General features: G+C 45.0%; 21 protein-coding genes. 13 read left to right on the forward strand and 8 right to left on the reverse strand.

From position 1 onward, the window contains the following. Positions 1–44: 44 nt before the first annotated feature. Entirely contained in the window at positions 45–674 is a 630-nt protein-coding gene (yihA, locus tag P5V12_RS19955; RefSeq protein WP_316954839.1) for a ribosome biogenesis GTP-binding protein YihA/YsxC, read from the reverse strand. 167 nt (positions 675–841) lie between these two features. Between yihA and P5V12_RS19960 the strand changes: the two genes are divergently transcribed. The 4 genes from P5V12_RS19960 (at position 842) to P5V12_RS19975 (ending at position 4,903) form a co-directional block, all read left to right on the forward strand. Next, complete coding sequence (locus P5V12_RS19960) at positions 842–1,489, forward strand: c-type cytochrome (protein ID WP_316954840.1); 648 nt, start codon at positions 842–844, stop codon at positions 1,487–1,489. A 152-nt stretch (positions 1,490–1,641) separates the two neighbouring features. Continuing rightward, positions 1,642–2,289: a thiol:disulfide interchange protein DsbA/DsbL gene (locus P5V12_RS19965; protein ID WP_316954841.1), complete on the forward strand. Its 648-nt coding sequence runs from the start codon at positions 1,642–1,644 to the stop codon at positions 2,287–2,289. A 154-nt stretch (positions 2,290–2,443) separates the two neighbouring features. Further along, positions 2,444–4,213, forward strand: a complete 1,770-nt coding sequence (locus P5V12_RS19970; protein WP_316954842.1) for a GGDEF domain-containing protein — start codon at positions 2,444–2,446, stop codon at positions 4,211–4,213. A gap of 33 nt (positions 4,214–4,246) precedes the next feature. Further along, positions 4,247–4,903, forward strand: a complete 657-nt coding sequence (locus P5V12_RS19975; RefSeq protein ID WP_316954843.1) for a 4'-phosphopantetheinyl transferase family protein — start codon at positions 4,247–4,249, stop codon at positions 4,901–4,903. 15 nt (positions 4,904–4,918) lie between these two features. Here P5V12_RS19975 and P5V12_RS19980 read toward each other — a convergent pair whose 3' ends face one another. Then, positions 4,919–5,365: a hypothetical protein gene (locus tag P5V12_RS19980; protein ID WP_316954844.1), complete on the reverse strand. Its 447-nt coding sequence runs from the start codon at positions 5,363–5,365 to the stop codon at positions 4,919–4,921. A gap of 35 nt (positions 5,366–5,400) precedes the next feature. Here P5V12_RS19980 and P5V12_RS19985 point away from each other — a divergent pair, with 35 nt between their 5' ends. Beyond that, complete coding sequence (locus P5V12_RS19985) at positions 5,401–5,715, forward strand: hypothetical protein (RefSeq protein WP_316954845.1); 315 nt, start codon at positions 5,401–5,403, stop codon at positions 5,713–5,715. Here P5V12_RS19985 and P5V12_RS19990 read toward each other — a convergent pair. Continuing rightward, positions 5,676–6,197 (reverse strand): DUF2141 domain-containing protein, encoded by a 522-nt coding sequence (locus tag P5V12_RS19990; RefSeq protein WP_316954846.1) that lies wholly within the window; start codon positions 6,195–6,197, stop codon positions 5,676–5,678. The two genes, P5V12_RS19985 and P5V12_RS19990, sit on opposite strands and share 40 nt — an antisense overlap. Before the next feature lie 199 nt (positions 6,198–6,396). Between P5V12_RS19990 and P5V12_RS19995 the strand changes: the two genes are divergently transcribed. The 4 genes from P5V12_RS19995 to P5V12_RS20010 are packed head-to-tail and all read left to right on the forward strand — an operon-like array spanning position 6,397 to position 9,900. Next, complete coding sequence (locus tag P5V12_RS19995) at positions 6,397–7,314, forward strand: dialkylrecorsinol condensing enzyme (RefSeq protein ID WP_316954847.1); 918 nt, start codon at positions 6,397–6,399, stop codon at positions 7,312–7,314. Positions 7,315–7,332: 18 nt separating this feature from the next. Next, the gene (locus P5V12_RS20000; protein ID WP_316954848.1) at positions 7,333–8,484 is read left to right on the forward strand and encodes a beta-ketoacyl-ACP synthase III; all 1,152 of its coding nucleotides are present in this window, start codon (positions 7,333–7,335) and stop codon (positions 8,482–8,484) included. Positions 8,485–8,503: 19 nt separating this feature from the next. Beyond that, positions 8,504–8,902, forward strand: coding sequence for a hypothetical protein (locus P5V12_RS20005; protein ID WP_316954849.1), 399 nt, complete (start codon positions 8,504–8,506; stop codon positions 8,900–8,902). A gap of 2 nt (positions 8,903–8,904) precedes the next feature. Further along, positions 8,905–9,900: a BtrH N-terminal domain-containing protein gene (locus tag P5V12_RS20010; protein ID WP_316954850.1), complete on the forward strand. Its 996-nt coding sequence runs from the start codon at positions 8,905–8,907 to the stop codon at positions 9,898–9,900. A 4-nt stretch (positions 9,901–9,904) separates the two neighbouring features. Here P5V12_RS20010 and P5V12_RS20015 read toward each other — a convergent pair whose 3' ends face one another. From P5V12_RS20015 to P5V12_RS20035, 5 genes are read right to left on the reverse strand one after another with little or no spacing between them, the layout of a single operon-like run. After that, positions 9,905–10,801 carry a hypothetical protein gene (locus P5V12_RS20015; RefSeq protein WP_316954851.1) on the reverse strand — a complete coding sequence of 299 codons (897 nt, stop codon included), beginning with the start codon at positions 10,799–10,801 and terminating at the stop codon, positions 9,905–9,907. Next, positions 10,802–11,962, reverse strand: coding sequence for a beta-ketoacyl synthase N-terminal-like domain-containing protein (locus P5V12_RS20020; protein ID WP_316954852.1), 1,161 nt, complete (start codon positions 11,960–11,962; stop codon positions 10,802–10,804). It abuts the gene before it with no gap. Beyond that, entirely contained in the window at positions 11,962–12,216 is a 255-nt protein-coding gene (locus tag P5V12_RS20025; protein WP_316954853.1) for a phosphopantetheine-binding protein, read from the reverse strand. The genes P5V12_RS20020 and P5V12_RS20025 overlap by 1 nt, the downstream gene beginning before the upstream one ends. A gap of 4 nt (positions 12,217–12,220) precedes the next feature. Next, positions 12,221–13,384: an ABC transporter permease gene (locus P5V12_RS20030; RefSeq protein WP_316954854.1), complete on the reverse strand. Its 1,164-nt coding sequence runs from the start codon at positions 13,382–13,384 to the stop codon at positions 12,221–12,223. Beyond that, entirely contained in the window at positions 13,381–14,289 is a 909-nt protein-coding gene (locus P5V12_RS20035; RefSeq protein ID WP_316954855.1) for an ABC transporter ATP-binding protein, read from the reverse strand. The genes P5V12_RS20030 and P5V12_RS20035 overlap by 4 nt, the downstream gene beginning before the upstream one ends. Before the next feature lie 134 nt (positions 14,290–14,423). Here P5V12_RS20035 and P5V12_RS20040 point away from each other — a divergent pair, with 134 nt between their 5' ends. The 4 genes from P5V12_RS20040 to P5V12_RS20055 are packed head-to-tail and all read left to right on the forward strand — an operon-like array spanning position 14,424 to position 16,466. Next, a complete protein-coding gene (locus P5V12_RS20040) occupies positions 14,424–15,152 on the forward strand; it encodes a beta-ketoacyl synthase chain length factor (RefSeq protein ID WP_316954856.1) in 729 nt (242 codons plus the stop codon). Further along, a complete protein-coding gene (locus P5V12_RS20045) occupies positions 15,149–15,934 on the forward strand; it encodes a lysophospholipid acyltransferase family protein (protein ID WP_316954857.1) in 786 nt (261 codons plus the stop codon). The genes P5V12_RS20040 and P5V12_RS20045 overlap by 4 nt, the downstream gene beginning before the upstream one ends. After that, a complete protein-coding gene (locus P5V12_RS20050; protein ID WP_316954858.1) occupies positions 15,927–16,202 on the forward strand; it encodes a phosphopantetheine-binding protein in 276 nt (91 codons plus the stop codon). Before P5V12_RS20045 ends, P5V12_RS20050 begins: the two co-directional genes overlap by 8 nt. Positions 16,203–16,217: 15 nt before the next feature. Then, positions 16,218–16,466, forward strand: coding sequence for an acyl carrier protein (locus P5V12_RS20055; protein WP_316954859.1), 249 nt, complete (start codon positions 16,218–16,220; stop codon positions 16,464–16,466). Positions 16,467–16,498 lie beyond the last annotated feature (32 nt).

Below are 16,498 nucleotides of genomic sequence, written 5' to 3' on the forward strand. Positions count from 1 at the left end.
TTATCCCCCAAAAGCCATCGGGCTTTTTTACTTTAAAGCAGCAATTAATTTTCAGTAGATGCGTCAAGGGAGAGCCAGCGGTTAAGCACTTCTTCCAGTTCCTGAATGCCCTCCTTCTTGAGAGAGGAGAATAACTGACCACTGACCAAGTCGCTTATATTGGCTTCGCTAATCGACTTTCGAAATTGCAAAAGCGTACTTTTGGCTGCTCCTCGCTTCAATTTGTCTGATTTGGTTAGCAGCACATGGACAGGCATCTCCGCCTCGGCCGCCCAGTTGATCATCATGGTGTCGAATTCCTGCATGGGATGGCGGATATCCATTAATAGAACAAGGCCTTTTAGGCTTTTACGTTCGTAAAGATAAGTGGATAAATGCTTTTGCCACTTCTTTTTCTGTTCCAGTGGAACCTTGGCATAGCCGTAACCCGGTAAATCAACAATCCGTTGTTGGCCACTTTGATCAAAAGTGAAAAAGTTAATGAGTTGAGTCCTACCCGGTGTTTTACTCGTTCGTGCAAGCTTACCGTTTTGCGTCAGTGTGTTGATTGCACTGGATTTACCAGCATTGGATCGCCCGGCGAAAGCGACTTCGGCTCCGCCTTCTTCGGGACAATCGGCCAGCGATGGAGAGCTGATTAAAAATTGAGCGTTTCGGAAGTTAATACCTGACATTGAAAAACTATCTACTTTAGGTGGTGAGTTATAGCGGATGAACGTATATAATTTGCGCCTATTTTTAAAACAGGGTCTAAATTCCGGTTATTCTAACCGATTAGGTCCATTGAATTTCCACTATTTAGAATAAGAATTAGGCAAACGCCGACATAACGGAAGAACTAATGAAACGCTCTACAAAAATTATACTTACACTTATAGGGCTCTTTGGTTTCAGTCAGCTCTCTTTAGCTCAGGGTGACGTTGCCAATGGGGAAAAGTTATCCGCAGCTTGCGCAGCATGTCATGCTGCTGACGGAAATAGCTCGCTACCTATGTTTCCAAAAATCGCAGGTTTGGGTGAGAAATACCTGCTTAAGCAACTAAAAGATATCCAAGCTGGTTCACGCACAATTCCAGAAATGGCGGGTCAGTTGGATGGCAAAAGTGAGCAAGAGCTGAAAGATCTGGCTGCGTTCTTTGCCTCTAAAACCACTCAGCTTTCTGGAGCAAAAGAACTTCAGGTTCAAGTGAATTCAGGTATCAAAGTCGATGCATTGAAACTTGGTGAAAAGGTTTACCGCGCGGGTAACCAGGAGACTAAGGTTCCTGCATGCAGTGGCTGTCACTCGCCAAGAGGTTTAGGCAATGATCCAGCAGGTTACCCTCGTTTGAGTGGTCAGTACGCTGATTACATTGAGAAGCAACTTAAAAGCTTCCGTGCAGGTGATCGAACAAACGACGGTGAAGCAATGGTTATGCGTGCTGTTGCAGAGCATATGAGCGACGCTGAGATTAAAGCTGTAGCTAATTATATTTCCGGCCTGAACTAGAGTTGGAAGTGCAAAAGAAAAGGCGGCTTAGGCTGCCTTTTTTTTTGGAGAAAGACCTAATTGTGAATAAAACGGGGAATTTCAGCCTCAGTTCATGAAACTCACTATACATTTGTTACTCTAACCGCAAAAAGAACTATTAGGAGTTAGTTATGCGTATTGCTGCGTTTGTTTTGTCGCTACTGTTTTCCCTGGCGGCCTGTGCCGAAGGTGATGCTCAGAATACATATGAAGCGGGTAAGCACTACTATGAGATTAATCCTGCAGTGCGCACGATCACTGGGGACAAAATAGAAGTTGCCGAAGTATTCTGGTATGGCTGTGGCCACTGTTATAAGTTTGAGCAGCTTGTAAAACCCTGGCAAAAAACTTTGGCTGATGATGTCGAGTTGGTTAAGAATCCGGCTATTTGGCGTGATGTGATGGCGCTACATTCTCGAATCTATTTCGCTGCTAAAGCCTTAGGAGTGGATGAAGTAGTCAACGACAAGGCGTTTGCTGCTTTAAATGGTTCTCCTCGTCAATCTTTGGCTGATGAAGAAGCCATTGCCAAATTATTCAAAGAAGCCGGTGTTGCTGAAGAAGATTTCAAAAAAGCATTTAATTCTTTTGGCGTAAAAGCCCAGGTTCAGCAAGCGGATGCGCGTGCACGCTCATTTGGCATTTCTGGCACGCCTGAGTTGGTAGTTGCTGGTAAGTACCGTATTTCAGGACGCTTACTTAACTCTCAAGAAGATATGTTGAAAGTTGCCAACTTTTTAATCGAAAAAGAACGTGCTGCAAAAAAAGCTGGTCAGTAGTTCATAGTGTGAGGTAGGCAGCCCCGGTGCCTACCTTCATATCCAAACGCTCGTCTCAATTCCGGATTTCGACGTCACTTCTCTCTTCATTCACCGCTATACTTGCTTATTAGGCCAACATCCATTTTTCTTTAGACGACTTAACAGAGTAAACATGACCGATTCGGGTGGGTATCGAGAAAAGTATCGCCAGGCTTTGGATGATCAGGAGCGCATGGAGCGTCAGTTCAATGCCCAAATGGATTACATGCGGAAAACCTTGTTTGATCTTGGTTCTGCGGCACATGGGCTGGATAAACAAATAGATGCTTCTCTCGTTAATCTGCGAGACAAAATGCGTGGTGCTGGAGCTGCCCAGGTAATCGAGCAAATGGAGCATGTGCACAGGGCTGTTGTCCAGTTTGAGCGGATACGGGATCAAGAGCATGCTGGCGCAGCTGAAAGGCTTGCGAAGTTAGTGGATCAGCTTCTGGAGCTCAAAATCCCTGAAGATTTAAAAACCACGTTAAAGAGTTTCCGTGGTTCCCTAAAAACTAAGTTGGCTAACTATCGTGCTTATCCCGGCGTTGTTGAAGAGTTTAGTGATCTGCAAAAACTGGCTTTTGATGCAGCGGCTAATCCTGAACAGAGTTTCTGGCAAAGAATAAAGTCTGGGCGAACTATCAATAAAGCTGATGGGAAGAAAAAGCGTGAGGATCTTGCTCTAGCGATTATTGAGGGCGAAATTGTCCCCCCTGATGTACACACATCCGAATTGGAATTGAGCCCTGACAAGGATCAGCAGCAAATCCAGCAGGAAACAAAACCGCGGACGATGGCTGATAACAAACAGTCTATTACGTTAGAGGATGATGAGGAGAGTTACACCCAGGTTGCGGAACGCATTGCTGACACGCTTCGAGAGCTGGTTGAGAAAATTGAACCAAATGAGGTGATCAAGCATCGAGTGGATATGGTTCGAGCGAGAATTGCCAGAGGGATGGATTGGTATGTACTGGCGGTGACACTGGAAGATATCCGTGACATCCTAATGCAGCGCTACTTGGAGGTTGATCGGGAATTTAGTTCCTATCTGAAACGGGTAAATGATGAACTGCTCAGCATCAGCGAAGCTCTGGGTTTGGCTGTGTCCGCTGAAGAGAAAAATACCGAAGCGGCTAACAGACTGTCCGATTGCGTGTCTGAGCAGATGGAAATGATGAAGGATACGGTTGCGTCGTCCGACACATTGGAAGGCCTAAAGCAGGCGGTGACTGACCATCTGACTGCTATTCATTCCGCGTTGGGGGATTACAAGTCCAGCCGTAAAGAGAGCCTGTCACTTACTGATCAATTGAGAACGTTGCTCGAAAGAGTTCATGTTATTGAGAGTGAATCGAAAAAAACCAAAGAGCTATTGGAAGAGGAAAGACATAAGGCAACGCATGATACTTTGACAGGGCTTCCTAATCGGGAGGCATATAACGAGAGAGCATTCCACGAGTATCAGCGTTACAAACGTTATTGCCGGCCGTTAGCTTTGGCTGTGTGTGATATCGACCACTTCAAAAAAATTAATGACTCTTTTGGCCATCAGGCCGGCGATAAAGTTCTAAAGCTTATTGCGAAAGTCGTTCAGACGCGATTGCGTAAGGTTGATTTTATTGCTCGTTACGGTGGTGAAGAGTTTGTTATTTTATTGCCCGAAACCACCGTTAGTCAGGCGCACAAGGTTCTCGATAAAATTCGCGCTGCTGTAGGCAAAACACCATTCCGATTCAAGAGTAGCCCCGTACAGATAACCATTTCTTTCGGTATTACCGAATTTGAGGCTGAAGATGCAGTAGAAGAAGCCTTTGAGCGGGCTGACAATGCACTTTATACCGCGAAGAAGAAAGGTCGAAATTGCTGCGTCATTGAGTCTGGCAAGGGTGCAGTTAAATAACCGCATACCTCCCCATTATCCCGATATTGATTCATGGAAATAGATTTTTACCTAAAGAAAATACCTGATTCTTCACAGTTTGATTTTGGCCTAGCAGAGCAATATCTGGACGAGCAGGAGAAAAGTCGAGCAGAAAAGTTTAAGAGTACCCCGGCCAAAATACGCTTTATGTATGCCCGCCAAATATTAAAACAAGCACTTCATCAGAGAACCGGCTCACCTATTGCGGATCTTGGCTTGCGGTACAGTGAAAATGGCAAGCCATTCTTAAAAGCCGACATCAATACGTATTTCTCCATTTCCCATTGTGATACTCATGTTGCTGTTGCGATTGGTGAGCACAACCTTGGTATTGATATCGAACCTTTGCAGAGACGTGGGCAGCCCTGGAAAAGAGCCGAAGGTTTTTTAAACCCGGAGGTTGGGCGCTATGTAAGTGGTGTTGACGATGAGGAGCAACAAAAAAACCGGTTTGCTCGCCTGTGGTGTGCAACTGAAGCCTTAGTTAAATATAAAGATAGTTCTATTTTTACGGAAAAAAATAATCTGAACGTGCTGTACCACCTTACAGAAGAGCGAGAACTGGGTGAAGACACTAATCGGATAGAAATTCAAACCGCCATCATTGATGCAGAAGGGCTTGCGGCGGCATTTTGCTCGGTTTTGGGGTTTAAAATTCGTTACTGTTAAGCGGAGAATGAGCTTTTATTTTTCCAGCATAACCAATAATTGACCTTCAATGACCTCTACGTCTCTACTGTGAATGGAAAAAAAATAGAGTGAACCATCCCCGGTAGAATCCAGCAAATTTACCTTAATGGTTAAATCGTCGGCTAGATTATCCAACCTGGGAACAAAGCAGTTAACCTTTGAGGCAACAGCGACAAAGCCGTGTTGGGGCTCGCCTTGTTGATCTTGTTCTGATATCCGAAGTCGTGCATGGGCTGCCATTGCCTGAGCGGCGTATTCAATACCGGCCATGGAAGATAAGCGATCCAATGAGCGAAGCGGGTTATCCGGGTATTTATGACTCTTCGCTGTGCACACAATTTGTTCGTCAGACCAGGATTTAATGGTATCAATGAGAACCATACCGCCTTTGTGAGGCAGTAACGCGGGGATATCTTGATGAGCGATTTGGCTTTTTGACATAATTTACGAACTAAGTTTACAGGGTGAGGCCCACTATGACTGAGAGCGATTCGGCAATTTCCGTAGAGTTTACAATAGGTGAGGCTCATCCGTGTACCTCGGGGCATTTTCCCGGTATGCCAATTGTTCCGGGTGCTTTTTTGCTAACCAAAGTGGAAGATGCCATCATCAATGCATTTCCTGGAAAAACCATCTCATCACTGAAAAAAGTGAAGTTCCTCAACATCTTGCGGCCTGAAGAGCTAGCCTCAGTGAGCTTACAGGCTAAAACGGAGAATCTGGTGATCTTTAGTATCGAGTCACAGGGGACTCAAATAGCGTCCGGGCGAGCAGTATTGGCCAGTTTGTAAGCTGCCTTGGGTGTACGAAGAACGAATACTGCGGAGTTTTTCTCGGTGGATACTTCGAAGATGGATTGCTGAATATTTAGCGATGGCTTGGTTTTGTTTTCTCCCAGGCTTACCCCAAAAGGTTCTTTCGGTCGGTCCTTCACTGTTTTATCCAGTACCTGATTCTGGTTTAAATCGATATATCCCTTAATGGCATAGCGGCCTGGGGGAATATCCTCTAAAAAGTATTCACCCTTTTCCTGTTCCTTCATGATCAGCTTTTTCTGCAGACTGGGCTCATCTTGCCAGCTCATGGGGTGCTCGGTTTCAATACGATACAAGGCTAAATAGAGAGTATGATTCGGGAAATAATTGCCATCAATCGTTAAACTTAGCCTTACAGCTTCTGCCTGGGTGGAAAGTGAGAAGAGGCATACCATTAAAACGGCTAAAGCCTGATAGAAGCCACACTTATGCAGGAGATTACATCGATTGATCGTCATGCTAAACTCTGTTGCCCTTTGGGGGAGAGTGGTGAGTTTGTTGCGCAAAGCGCAGGTTTCCGGTTCGCTGCTTTCATGGAAGCTTTGACAAGTATACTGGGTTAAGTTCGTTTTGGTTGCCTTACGGCGTTTTCAATAAGAGTAAAAAAGGTTATTAGGCACAGTGTTACCTGACAAGGAATCCCCGTTTCGAGTTCTAGTGGTCCATTACTCCCAGACTGGTCAATTAGATGATGTTGCCAAGGCTGTTGTTTCGCCGCTTGTGCAAAGCGATCTCTGTGATGTTTCTTTCCTCAATATCCAGCCTGTGAAGGCATACCCTTTTCCCTGGCCTTTTGTTCGATTTCTGAACAGCTTTCCAGAGGCTGTCTATGAAAAGGGCTGTGATATCAAACCCATTCCTGATGAAATCTTCCAGGATTACGACCTGATCGTACTTGGCTACCAAGTCTGGTTTTTAGCTCCGTCCAACCCAATTACGGAATTTCTTCATTCTGATGCCGCTGAACGACTGATGCGGGATAAGCCCGTGGTGACGGTGATTGCCTGTCGTAACATGTGGCTACAGGCTCAGGAACGAGTCAAGGCTCATCTTCAGCGTATGAATGCGGAGTTGGTGGGCAATATTGCGCTCACCGATGAAGGAGGAGCCGGGTACAGTTTTCTCTCCACGCCACTGTGGATGTGGACAGGGAAAAAAGGGCCGTTTGCATTCGGTATCCCTAAAGCGGGGGTGTCCGAAGAAGAAATCGGAAACTCGTCACGCTTCGGTGACGCGCTGCTTAGCTACGTGTCTGAGAAGCGCCCCCTTGATGATAAAGTGTTTCGGGGGCTGGGTGCGGTAAAGATTAATGTTAATCAAATTGCCAGTGAGAAAATCGCGACTCGCAGCTTTAAAATTTGGGGGAAGTTATTCCTCAAGTGTGGTGGGCAAGAAGTCTTTTTACGCAAAGTTTTGGTTTTTGCATATGCAGCTTTTTTGATTACGCTGATTTGTACGGTAGTACCAATAAATTACGTGGTAAAACGTTTGCTTGCGCCTTTTATGAAGGCCAGTAATGAAAAATTAAAATTATATTATGCGGCACCTTCGGGTGAATCTGTTGATAAGTTGTAATCTTGAAGTAATTTAAAGATGTCGAAATCGGTCTATATAAATAAAATTACGTCGTTCCTTCCAAATGAACCTGTTGAAAATGGGGATATGGAACGTATTTTGGGGCAAGTAGGTCCGCGACCTTCACGAGCCAGAAAACTTATTTTGCGTAGTAACAAAATCAAAAAACGATACTATGCCATTGATAGGGAAACACTACGGCCGAATTACACAGTTGCCGAATTGGCTGCTGAGGCGATTCGAAAACTAGAAGGCGACAGTTTTCAGCTTAGTGATATTGAGTGTATGGTGTGCTCTACCACAATGGCGGATCAAACAATGCCTAACCACGGTGTAATGGTTCACGGTGAGTTGGGTAACCCCAGTTGTGAAGTGATTTCAACCTCGGGTGTCTGTGTGTGCGGTGCTACAGCGTTGAAATATGCTTACCTGAGTATCGCGGCCGGTGATTCCACCGTTGCTGTATCCAGTGCTGCAGATGCGCCCTCATCGTTGATGACGGCAAAACACTTTGATGTCGAAAATGAAGAAAAAGTTGAGTTGTTAGAATCAAAGCCGGAAATTGCTTTTGAAAAAGATTTCTTGCGCTGGATGTTATCGGATGGTGCCGGTGCAATGATGCTTTCCGATACGCCCAATCAGAATGAAAAAAGCTCATTAAAAATTGATTGGATTGATGTTTACTCCTTTGCAAACGAAATGTCTGCCTGCATGTATGCTGGCGCAACAAAAAATGCTGACGGAAGCTTAACCGGATGGCGGAATTTTGATGCTCAATCTAAAGAGCGTGCTGACTGTATGACCGTGACTCAGGACGTAAAGCAGTTGAATGAATTTGTTTTGAAATATACTTTGGAAGAGCCGCTAAAACAATCGATTCATAAACGAGGTTTGAACACCTCCGACTACGATTATTTTCTGCCACATTTTTCCTCTGGCTATTTCGAAGATAAAGTAGCTCAGTCCTTGGAGTCCATTGACTTTTCGATTGAAAAAGAGAAATGGTTTACAAACCTATTTGACAAAGGTAATACAGGGTCTGCGTCGATTTATATTATCTTGGAAGAGTTATTCAATAGCGGGAAACTAAATAAAGGTGAGAAGATTCTTTGTTATGTTCCTGAAAGCGGGAGATTTTCCACTGCCTTTATTCAGTTAACTGTCGTCTAGTTATAATTGAGGGTGCGCAATGAAAACAAATGAAGTGCCTCAGGATAAACTTAAACATTATGATGGACAGCATAAGCTACTTTATGCTAAAGACGAGACCGGTAATTATTCGACGATAAAATCCTCTGGATGGGAAATAGAAGAAGCTGCGACGCTTGATGCGGTGGAAGAGTATCAACGCTTAGCTTTGGAAGCCAAAAACGGTTATAAAGACGGTAAGCTTTCTCCTTTAGTCTTCCATATGTATGATAAAAGAATGGACGTCCCGTTTTTGTCCCAAGCTGTGGGTGTGTTTCAGTGGCAATTAAAACGTCATTTTAACCCCAAAGTCTTTGCAAAATTATCAGAAAAAAAACTAATAAAATATTCGGATCTGTTCGGCATCTCCGTTGAAGAATTAAAAACAATTTCGGAATAACTATGCATTTTGAACACAATCAGTCTGCCCACTGTGAAACCGGGGTTATGTCGGCTTTGCTGACGCATAATGGGTTGCCGATGAGTGAGGCAATGGCTTTGGGTTTGTCGAATGCCGTTGCGTTTGCTTACATTCCCTTCATTAAGCTGGCCGGTCAGCCTTTAATATCCTACCGGTTGCCACCTAAGTTCATTATTAAAGGCTTGGCAAAACGATTAAAACTAAAAATCAACTTTCAGAATTTCAAAGATCCGTTACAGGGCGCCGAAGCCTTGGAGCGAGAAGTGGAATCCGGAAAGCTTGTTGGATTACAGACTTCTGTATATTGGCTACCTTATTTCCCCGAAGAAATGCGATTTCATTTTAATGCGCACAATATGTTGGTTTATGGGAAAAAGGGCGGCAGCTACTTGATTAGCGACCCGGTTTTTGAAGATGTTGTGGAAGTAACGGAAAAAGATTTAACCAAAGCGCGTTTTGCTAAAGGTGCACTTGCTCCCAAGGGCTTGATGTACACACTGGAATCGATGCCTGAAACTATTGATTACGAGCAACATATTCCCGCAGCGATAAAGAAAAATTACAAGGTTATGCTAGGTGCACCTCTACCAATTATCGGTATTCGAGGTATTCGACACTTGAGTAAACAAGTAAGAAACCTATCGAAAAAACGAGAACTTCGCGATCAGAAATTGTATCTTGGGCATATTGTCCGGATGCAGGAAGAGATTGGCACGGGCGGTGCGGGTTTTCGTTTTATCTATGCTTCATTCCTTGAAGAGTCTTCTCGCATAATGGGTGATTCGCAACTGAAAGAAATTTCCGATTCCATGACGGATACTGGTGATGCATGGCGAGATTTCGCCGTGAGTGCGGTTCAGCAGACCAAAGCGAAAGGTGTGATGGACTTGAACGGATTAGCTGACAAAGTACTTGTCGTTGCCGAAAAGGAAAAGGATGTATGGCGGCAACTAAAAAGCTGGTCTAAGAATAAATAATCGTTTATTCGCTTCGTGAAAGCATGGTTACGCAAAAGTTTGCACTTTGTGTGTCTGTGCTGCGCATATCTTTAGCTATAACCGCTACTTTGTTTGTGTCTGGATGTGACTCCAGAAAATCGATCGCCAAAATGTAATTGTGGCCAGAATAACTGCCGTGTGGGCAACACTCCTCTTTCGGATAGGTCATCTGAATGGAAGAGTTGGAATATTGCTCGTGTAACTCTATGGACGGACAGTAGTTCAAGAATACCTGGCGTATGTTATTCCTTTCAAGATATTGAATGACTTCATGTTTGCCTTGGCAGTATTCGGGTTGGTGAATCTGGCAGCAGGGCTTTTCAGGTTTGTTTTTGGTTAAATATAACCAGTGGCTGCCTTCGTAACAGGATGTGTAATCACCTTGAATACTTAAGCGCTTTAGTTGATCCGTTATCGGCGTTGGGGCTTCGTCTACCCCACCAATTAATGATGTTTCCCCATCATCTGAAATGAAATTCAAATAAACCTGAGTGATTGCCGCTTCAAATGAAAAACGTTCCTGTGATAACGCAATGGATGAACCATCAAGATTGAATGCCTTTGCCAGTAAATAACAAGCAGAATTACCTAATGAGTTAACAAAATGAAAAGGCTTTGGGGGATTCTTTTTAACAACAATGGAATCCATGGTTTTAATGGATGTTGAAACTGTGCCTGAGCCAGTGGTTAATACCATGCTGGTATTTCGAGGCATATTGGTGACGGTTTGTGCACACTTTAATGCACCCGCAAGGCACAGCAGCGTATAGCGATCGATACGTCGAAATTTCATGTCGGTAAGTGAAGCCAGAATCTGTACGATGTTTGGCGATTCATCGGCTATTTCGTGTAACAATGTGCTTTTTGCGAGAACAAACATTTAATACTCTTTTTCCAGAACGAGCACAGTATTGTTACCACCGAAGGCAAAATAATTAAGTAGGTACAATCCCGGCGTTGCATTTGAATTTTCTTGGGCGAGGGTGACCCCCAGTTTTTTGTCTGCGTGGGTGGCGCAGGCCAGGCCTGGGGTTGCCGGAATAATTCCGCGTGACAAGCTTTCTGTTGTAAGAATGCTTTCCAGCACGCCACAAGCCCCCAAGGTGTGCCCGATGTAGGGTTTAATCGCAAACAGTTTTGGTAGAGTACGGGTAAAATATTTTAATAATCCCGCGGCCTCGGCTTCATCGTTCATAATTGAAGCGGTACCGTGGGTTTTAACGGCAACTACCTCTTCCTGTTGAGCGGATATAGAATGCAACGCTTTTTCAAATACGTTGGCAATTGAAGATCCGTCTGGATTAGCCGCTGTCAAACTATGAGAATCGGTATTGATGGCGCCGCCCTTAATCTTTATTGCGCTGTGTTTTTTCTGTTTCGACAGGCACAGTGTTGCACAGCCTTCACCGAGAATAAGGCCGTCTCTTCTGGCGTCAAAAGAGCGCAAGCTTTTCGACGGAGAGATAAGTTCCAGGCCGTAAAAGCCGAGTGCAGTGGTGTTATTATAAAATTCATAGCCCAACACAATCGCATGATCCAAAATGCCGTGATCAATAAAACGTTTGGCGTAGAGCATGGCATTCGCACTGGATGTGCAAGCTGTGGCATAAGTATAAGAATGAAAACTCAAGTCGTATTTATTACGTAAATCTTCAGTAATTTTACCGTAGCCAATGTTGGGCAAAATTAAAGGGTCTGTCGCTTGTTGATGCAGTTCTTGCGCGTAGGAGTATTCTGAATGGTTGGCTGAAAATGAAGACGAGCCGAGAAACAAGCCAGTTCTTTGTCGTTCAGTTTTCGACAGATTCAATAGCTCAATAGCATCACGAACCTGCTCATCCATCACGTGATACATTCTTTCGTGAGGCAGTTCGTCGGTTGACGATGCAAAAGTGAAATAGGGCATGGTTACCGGCATATTTAAGTCGGCCACCACCACATCACTAGGAGTGTTTTGATAGCTTAAATAATTATCGGTACACGCTTGAATTGTGTCGCCAAGGCTGCATTTCAGTGCAGCGTTATGAAGATAAACTGACATTACTTTCGGTTTTCTGCCACATACCCGGCAAGTGTATTGATGTCTTGCAATAGCTTTCTTGCTGTATTTGAGCCTTCAATTCTTACGCCGTAGTTGGTTTTTATCGCCATACAGATCTGCAGTACATCCAGTGAATCGAGATCAAGTTCTGGGTTGCGTAACAGCGGTTGATCATCAAGGATTTCCTCAGGGGAAATATCCTTTTCACACTCTTCGATAATAAGTTCTTTTAGTTCTTGTTTTAATTGTTCCATTAGTTTATCGACCTGATTCTTTTTGATACTTAAATAGCAATATAGATATAAACATCAGTAATACGCCGAAAGTCGTTAAAACGATGACTTCGGTTAAAATATTTTGTATATCTCCCCGACGAACCAATACATCGAGAAAGCCTTGTAATCCCCATCCCATTGGCGACAGCAGTGTGATCCAGCGCATAAACTCAGGCATAACAAAACTGGGCACCATAATGCCGCCTATTGCGCCAAATAAAATATTACCTGTACCGCTGAGTATGGTTGCCTGCTCGGTTGTTTTTGCAAGCGTGGCGACCAGAGCTGCAAAACCCAGAGCTGAGATGCTAACCGCGACCGTTATGAGTGAGAGCGCAAAAAAATCAACATTGAGCTGAAGTTGCTCACCACCAAGAGCGGGTATTATGAACACTCCCACTGCCAGCATCAAACACATTTGGCAGATGTTAATAATGAAATAGGGAAGCAGTTTGGCGAAATACCATATTGCTGGCGACATGGCCATGGTTCTAAGGCGCGTAAGTGTTCTTTGCTGTCTTTCACCAATCATGGTGGTGGAGATCGGAATCGCAACAAAAAACATGGCAAATACCAGCCAGGCCGGTACATTTTGTTGCGTTGATGTGGGTGTTGAGGCTTTTTCGGTATTGGATAGCTGGTCTTGTGTAACCACCGCGCCTTCTTTCAGCAGTTGAGTTTTTGCGTACTCTTCGTCATAACCCAATTCTTCTGCTGTCTGGTTAACATTAATATAAGCAAAGGCCTCCTGCACGGCGGCTTGTATTAAGGCGCGTTCTCTTTTGCCTAGTTCCGCTGCGTAAAAAATCCGAATTGCCGGTTCACCGTTAAATTCACCAACAATGGCTTGTTCCAGGTTTGGTGTGAACTCCAAGGTAAATAGTGGTGTTGCCACCTCTGAATCCAATGTGACGAAAGGGGTGGATTCCAGGTAGGTTGTAATTTGCTGCGCGAAGGCACTGTTGGAATTATCTTGTAACTGACCTTTAATGCTTAACGTTGACTCGCCTTTGAATTGTTCTTGTAGGGCCAGCGACATAATTAAGATAAACGCTATCGGCATGACAAAGAGTACAAGCAGAGCGTGAAGGTCCCGGGAGACCAGCAAAAACTCTTTTTTTAATGAAGGGTATAGTAAGCGTGTCATGGCCGGGGTGAATCCGATTCTGTGATAGAGAGAAATAATTCTTCGAGGCTGCCCTGGGCAAAACTAAAACTATCAGGTGCCAGTTTGGTCTCGCCTAACCGTTCCAGTAGTTGAATAGCTCCTTGAGCTCCCTGTGCTATGGGGATGTCGAATTTGTGTTGTCCCCTGGCCTTGGCCTCGGGAGCAATGGTAAGTAATTGTTGCCTTTGCTCGTTGTTCAGTTCGAGGTAATTCAGTTCCAAAATGGGGTGGTGGGCCGAAAGCAGCCGGTTCAATTCACCGGATAACGCAATGGTTCCCTTGTGGATAAGCGCCATAGTTTGACAAAAGGACTGTACTTCGCCAAGCAGGTGAGAGGTATAGATAATCGTGGTTCCCAGGGCGTTTTGCTTCTGCACCAATTCGATAATTTGAGCGCGTGACGCAGGGTCCACGTTGGCTGTCGGTTCATCCAGAATTAGTACTTTGGGGTTTTGCAGTAAGGTGATTGCCAGGTTCAGTCGTCGCTTTTCGCCGCCGGATAATTTCCCGGAAGGAATAGATGCGACGGAGGTGAGGCTACAGTGATCGATCAGTTGTTCAATCGATTTATTGTTATGTCCGCCTAGTACACCTGCAAAATACGATAGGTTCTCTCTAATGCTTAGTTGTGGATAAAAGGCATATTCTTGAGGCGCTAGTGCCACATCTTTACGGCCGAGCACTGCTGGTTTATCGCCGATCATAATCGCGCCCGATGCCGGCTTAAGCAAGCCAACTAGCAGGGACACCAAAGTGGTCTTACCCGCACCGTTCGGCCCAAGTAGGCCTAATATCTCCCCTTGAGCGACTTCCAGGGAAATATGGTGCAACACGGAGGCAGAACTGTTTGGGTAGCAAAAGCTGAGATCGTTGATACTAAGCAACAGGTAACTCCATAGATATGGCGCATCTGGAAATTGGATGGGGAGAATAACCATTTTAATGGCGTTTGTATAATCGTTGTCTGGTACACTTAGGCATTATTAGAAAAAACAAAAATGTCGGTTAAATAAGTTAGATGATGATGGAGTTTGGTATTGAGGCTTTCTCTGCCTGGGCGCCGGGTATAGAAACGGAGGAAGGCTGGAGAGCTTGGGCTGTGGATAGCATGCCTGTTTGTGCTGATGAAAAGCCAAAATGCAAACAGGTTCCCCCCATGATCAGGCGGCGTCTGACGCAATGGGGTCGAATGGCCTTGGAAGTTGCTACCGCCTGTTCTGAATCAATTGATCAAAATACACCGACCATTTTTGCCTCCCGGCATGGCGACACTCGCCGCACAGCAAGCCTGCTAGAGTCTATTGCTCAAGAAGAAATGCTTTCGCCTACGGCGTTTAGTCTATCCGTACATAATTCTTCCTCCGGTATTTTTTCCATGGTGCGCCAGGTTTTTGGCCCCGCATTGGCTGTGGCGTCGGGTAAAGACAGTCTTGCCCAGGCTTTTATTGAAGCCCATGGCTTACTGAGTGACGGGCATGACAGGGTATTGTTGGTCATGGTCGATGAGCCTCTGGCAGAGTTCTATCTCCCTGATACCGATGAGCGCGATATGCCTTACGCTTTTGCGCTGGTACTCAATAAAGGTGGGGACAACACGCTTTCTGTCGGCTATGAAGCGGCAGGCTCTAAGTCAACCGATGCGTCAGAGCTGTCATTGGGAATTCAGTTCTTATCCTTCTGGTACGCTGAAAAGACCGATATGACATATAACGGGAAACGTTTGAGTTGGAGGTTCTCCCGTTCATGAGTCGTATTGTTGTACGCCTGAAACACTACAATCGTGTGCTGGCGACGGGGCTGTGTTTTGCCACCTTTTTCCTGTGTGGCTTTGCTATATCCACGACCCTGTTTCCAGTGTTTTATCTTTGGCCTGGAACCCGGCTACAGAAAAGCCGCCGAGCCAGGCAGGCTATCCATTACACGTTTCGCTGGTTTGTGGGTCAAATGGAGTTTTTTGGCCTGATTAAAGTGAGGACCCATAACGCTGGCCTGCTTAAGCAAGCCAAGGGGTGTCTAGTGATTGCTAATCACCCAACCCTGATTGATGTGGTGATTCTGGCCTCGCTTGTTCCTTACCCCAACTGTGTGGTTAAAGGGGAATTATTTCGCAACAAATACCTGAAAAGAGTGGTTACTCTGGCCGGTTTCATCAGTAATGATGATGCGGATATGATGATTAATGGTGCTCAGCAGGCGTTTGAAGACCAGGATGCATTGATCATTTTCCCAGAGGGATCGCGATCTGTGCCAAAACAACCATTACAATTTCGCCGAGGAGCGGCTAATATAGCCGTCCGCACTCGGGCGCCTATGTTGTCGGTCTTTATTACCTGTAATCCCATCACCCTGATTAAGGGGGAGGCGTGGTACCAAGTACCTCCGTCTAAGGCGGTAATTGATATTTATGTGCGTGAATGGCTGGACCCGATCGATATGGCCGATGGTTGTGAAGATCCTCCTGCCGCTGCACGTAAATTAACAAAAAACTTACAAGAGTATTTTGAAAAAGGTTTGCAAGAATATGTCTGATAGTAATGCGTTATCTGCTTTAGAAACGGAAATCAAACAGATGATTATTGAGGAGCTTGATCTGGAAGATACTGAAGTTGACGACATAGACACAAATGATGCGTTATTTGTCGATGGTTTGGGATTGGACTCGATCGATGCTTTAGAGCTTGGTTTGGCCATTAACAAACGCTTCGGTGTTAAGTTAGAAGCTAACTCAGAGGAAAATAAGGAGCACTTCCGCTCTGTCGCCACATTGGCGAAGTTTGTAAATGAGAAAAGAGGTTAATAGCAGGACATTACCATGACAGAAGAACAAATCTTTGAAGAACTAAAATCGATTCTTGTTGAGTCCTTCATGCTTGAGCCGGACGATATTACCCGGGAAGCGCATCTTTTCCACGATCTGGACTTTGACAGTATTGATGCGATCGACTTGGCGGCGAAAGTTCACGCTCAAACCGGGAAGCAGCTTAACCCTGAGCAGTTTCGCGATGTGCAAACCGTTGGTGACGTGGTCTCTGTAGTAGCAAAACTATTTGCTGATGAATAACCCGCAGTAACCTCGTTACTGCATCCTGTCTG

The organism is Teredinibacter sp. KSP-S5-2 (assembly GCF_032773895.1).
Classification (GTDB): Bacteria; Pseudomonadota; Gammaproteobacteria; order Pseudomonadales; family Cellvibrionaceae.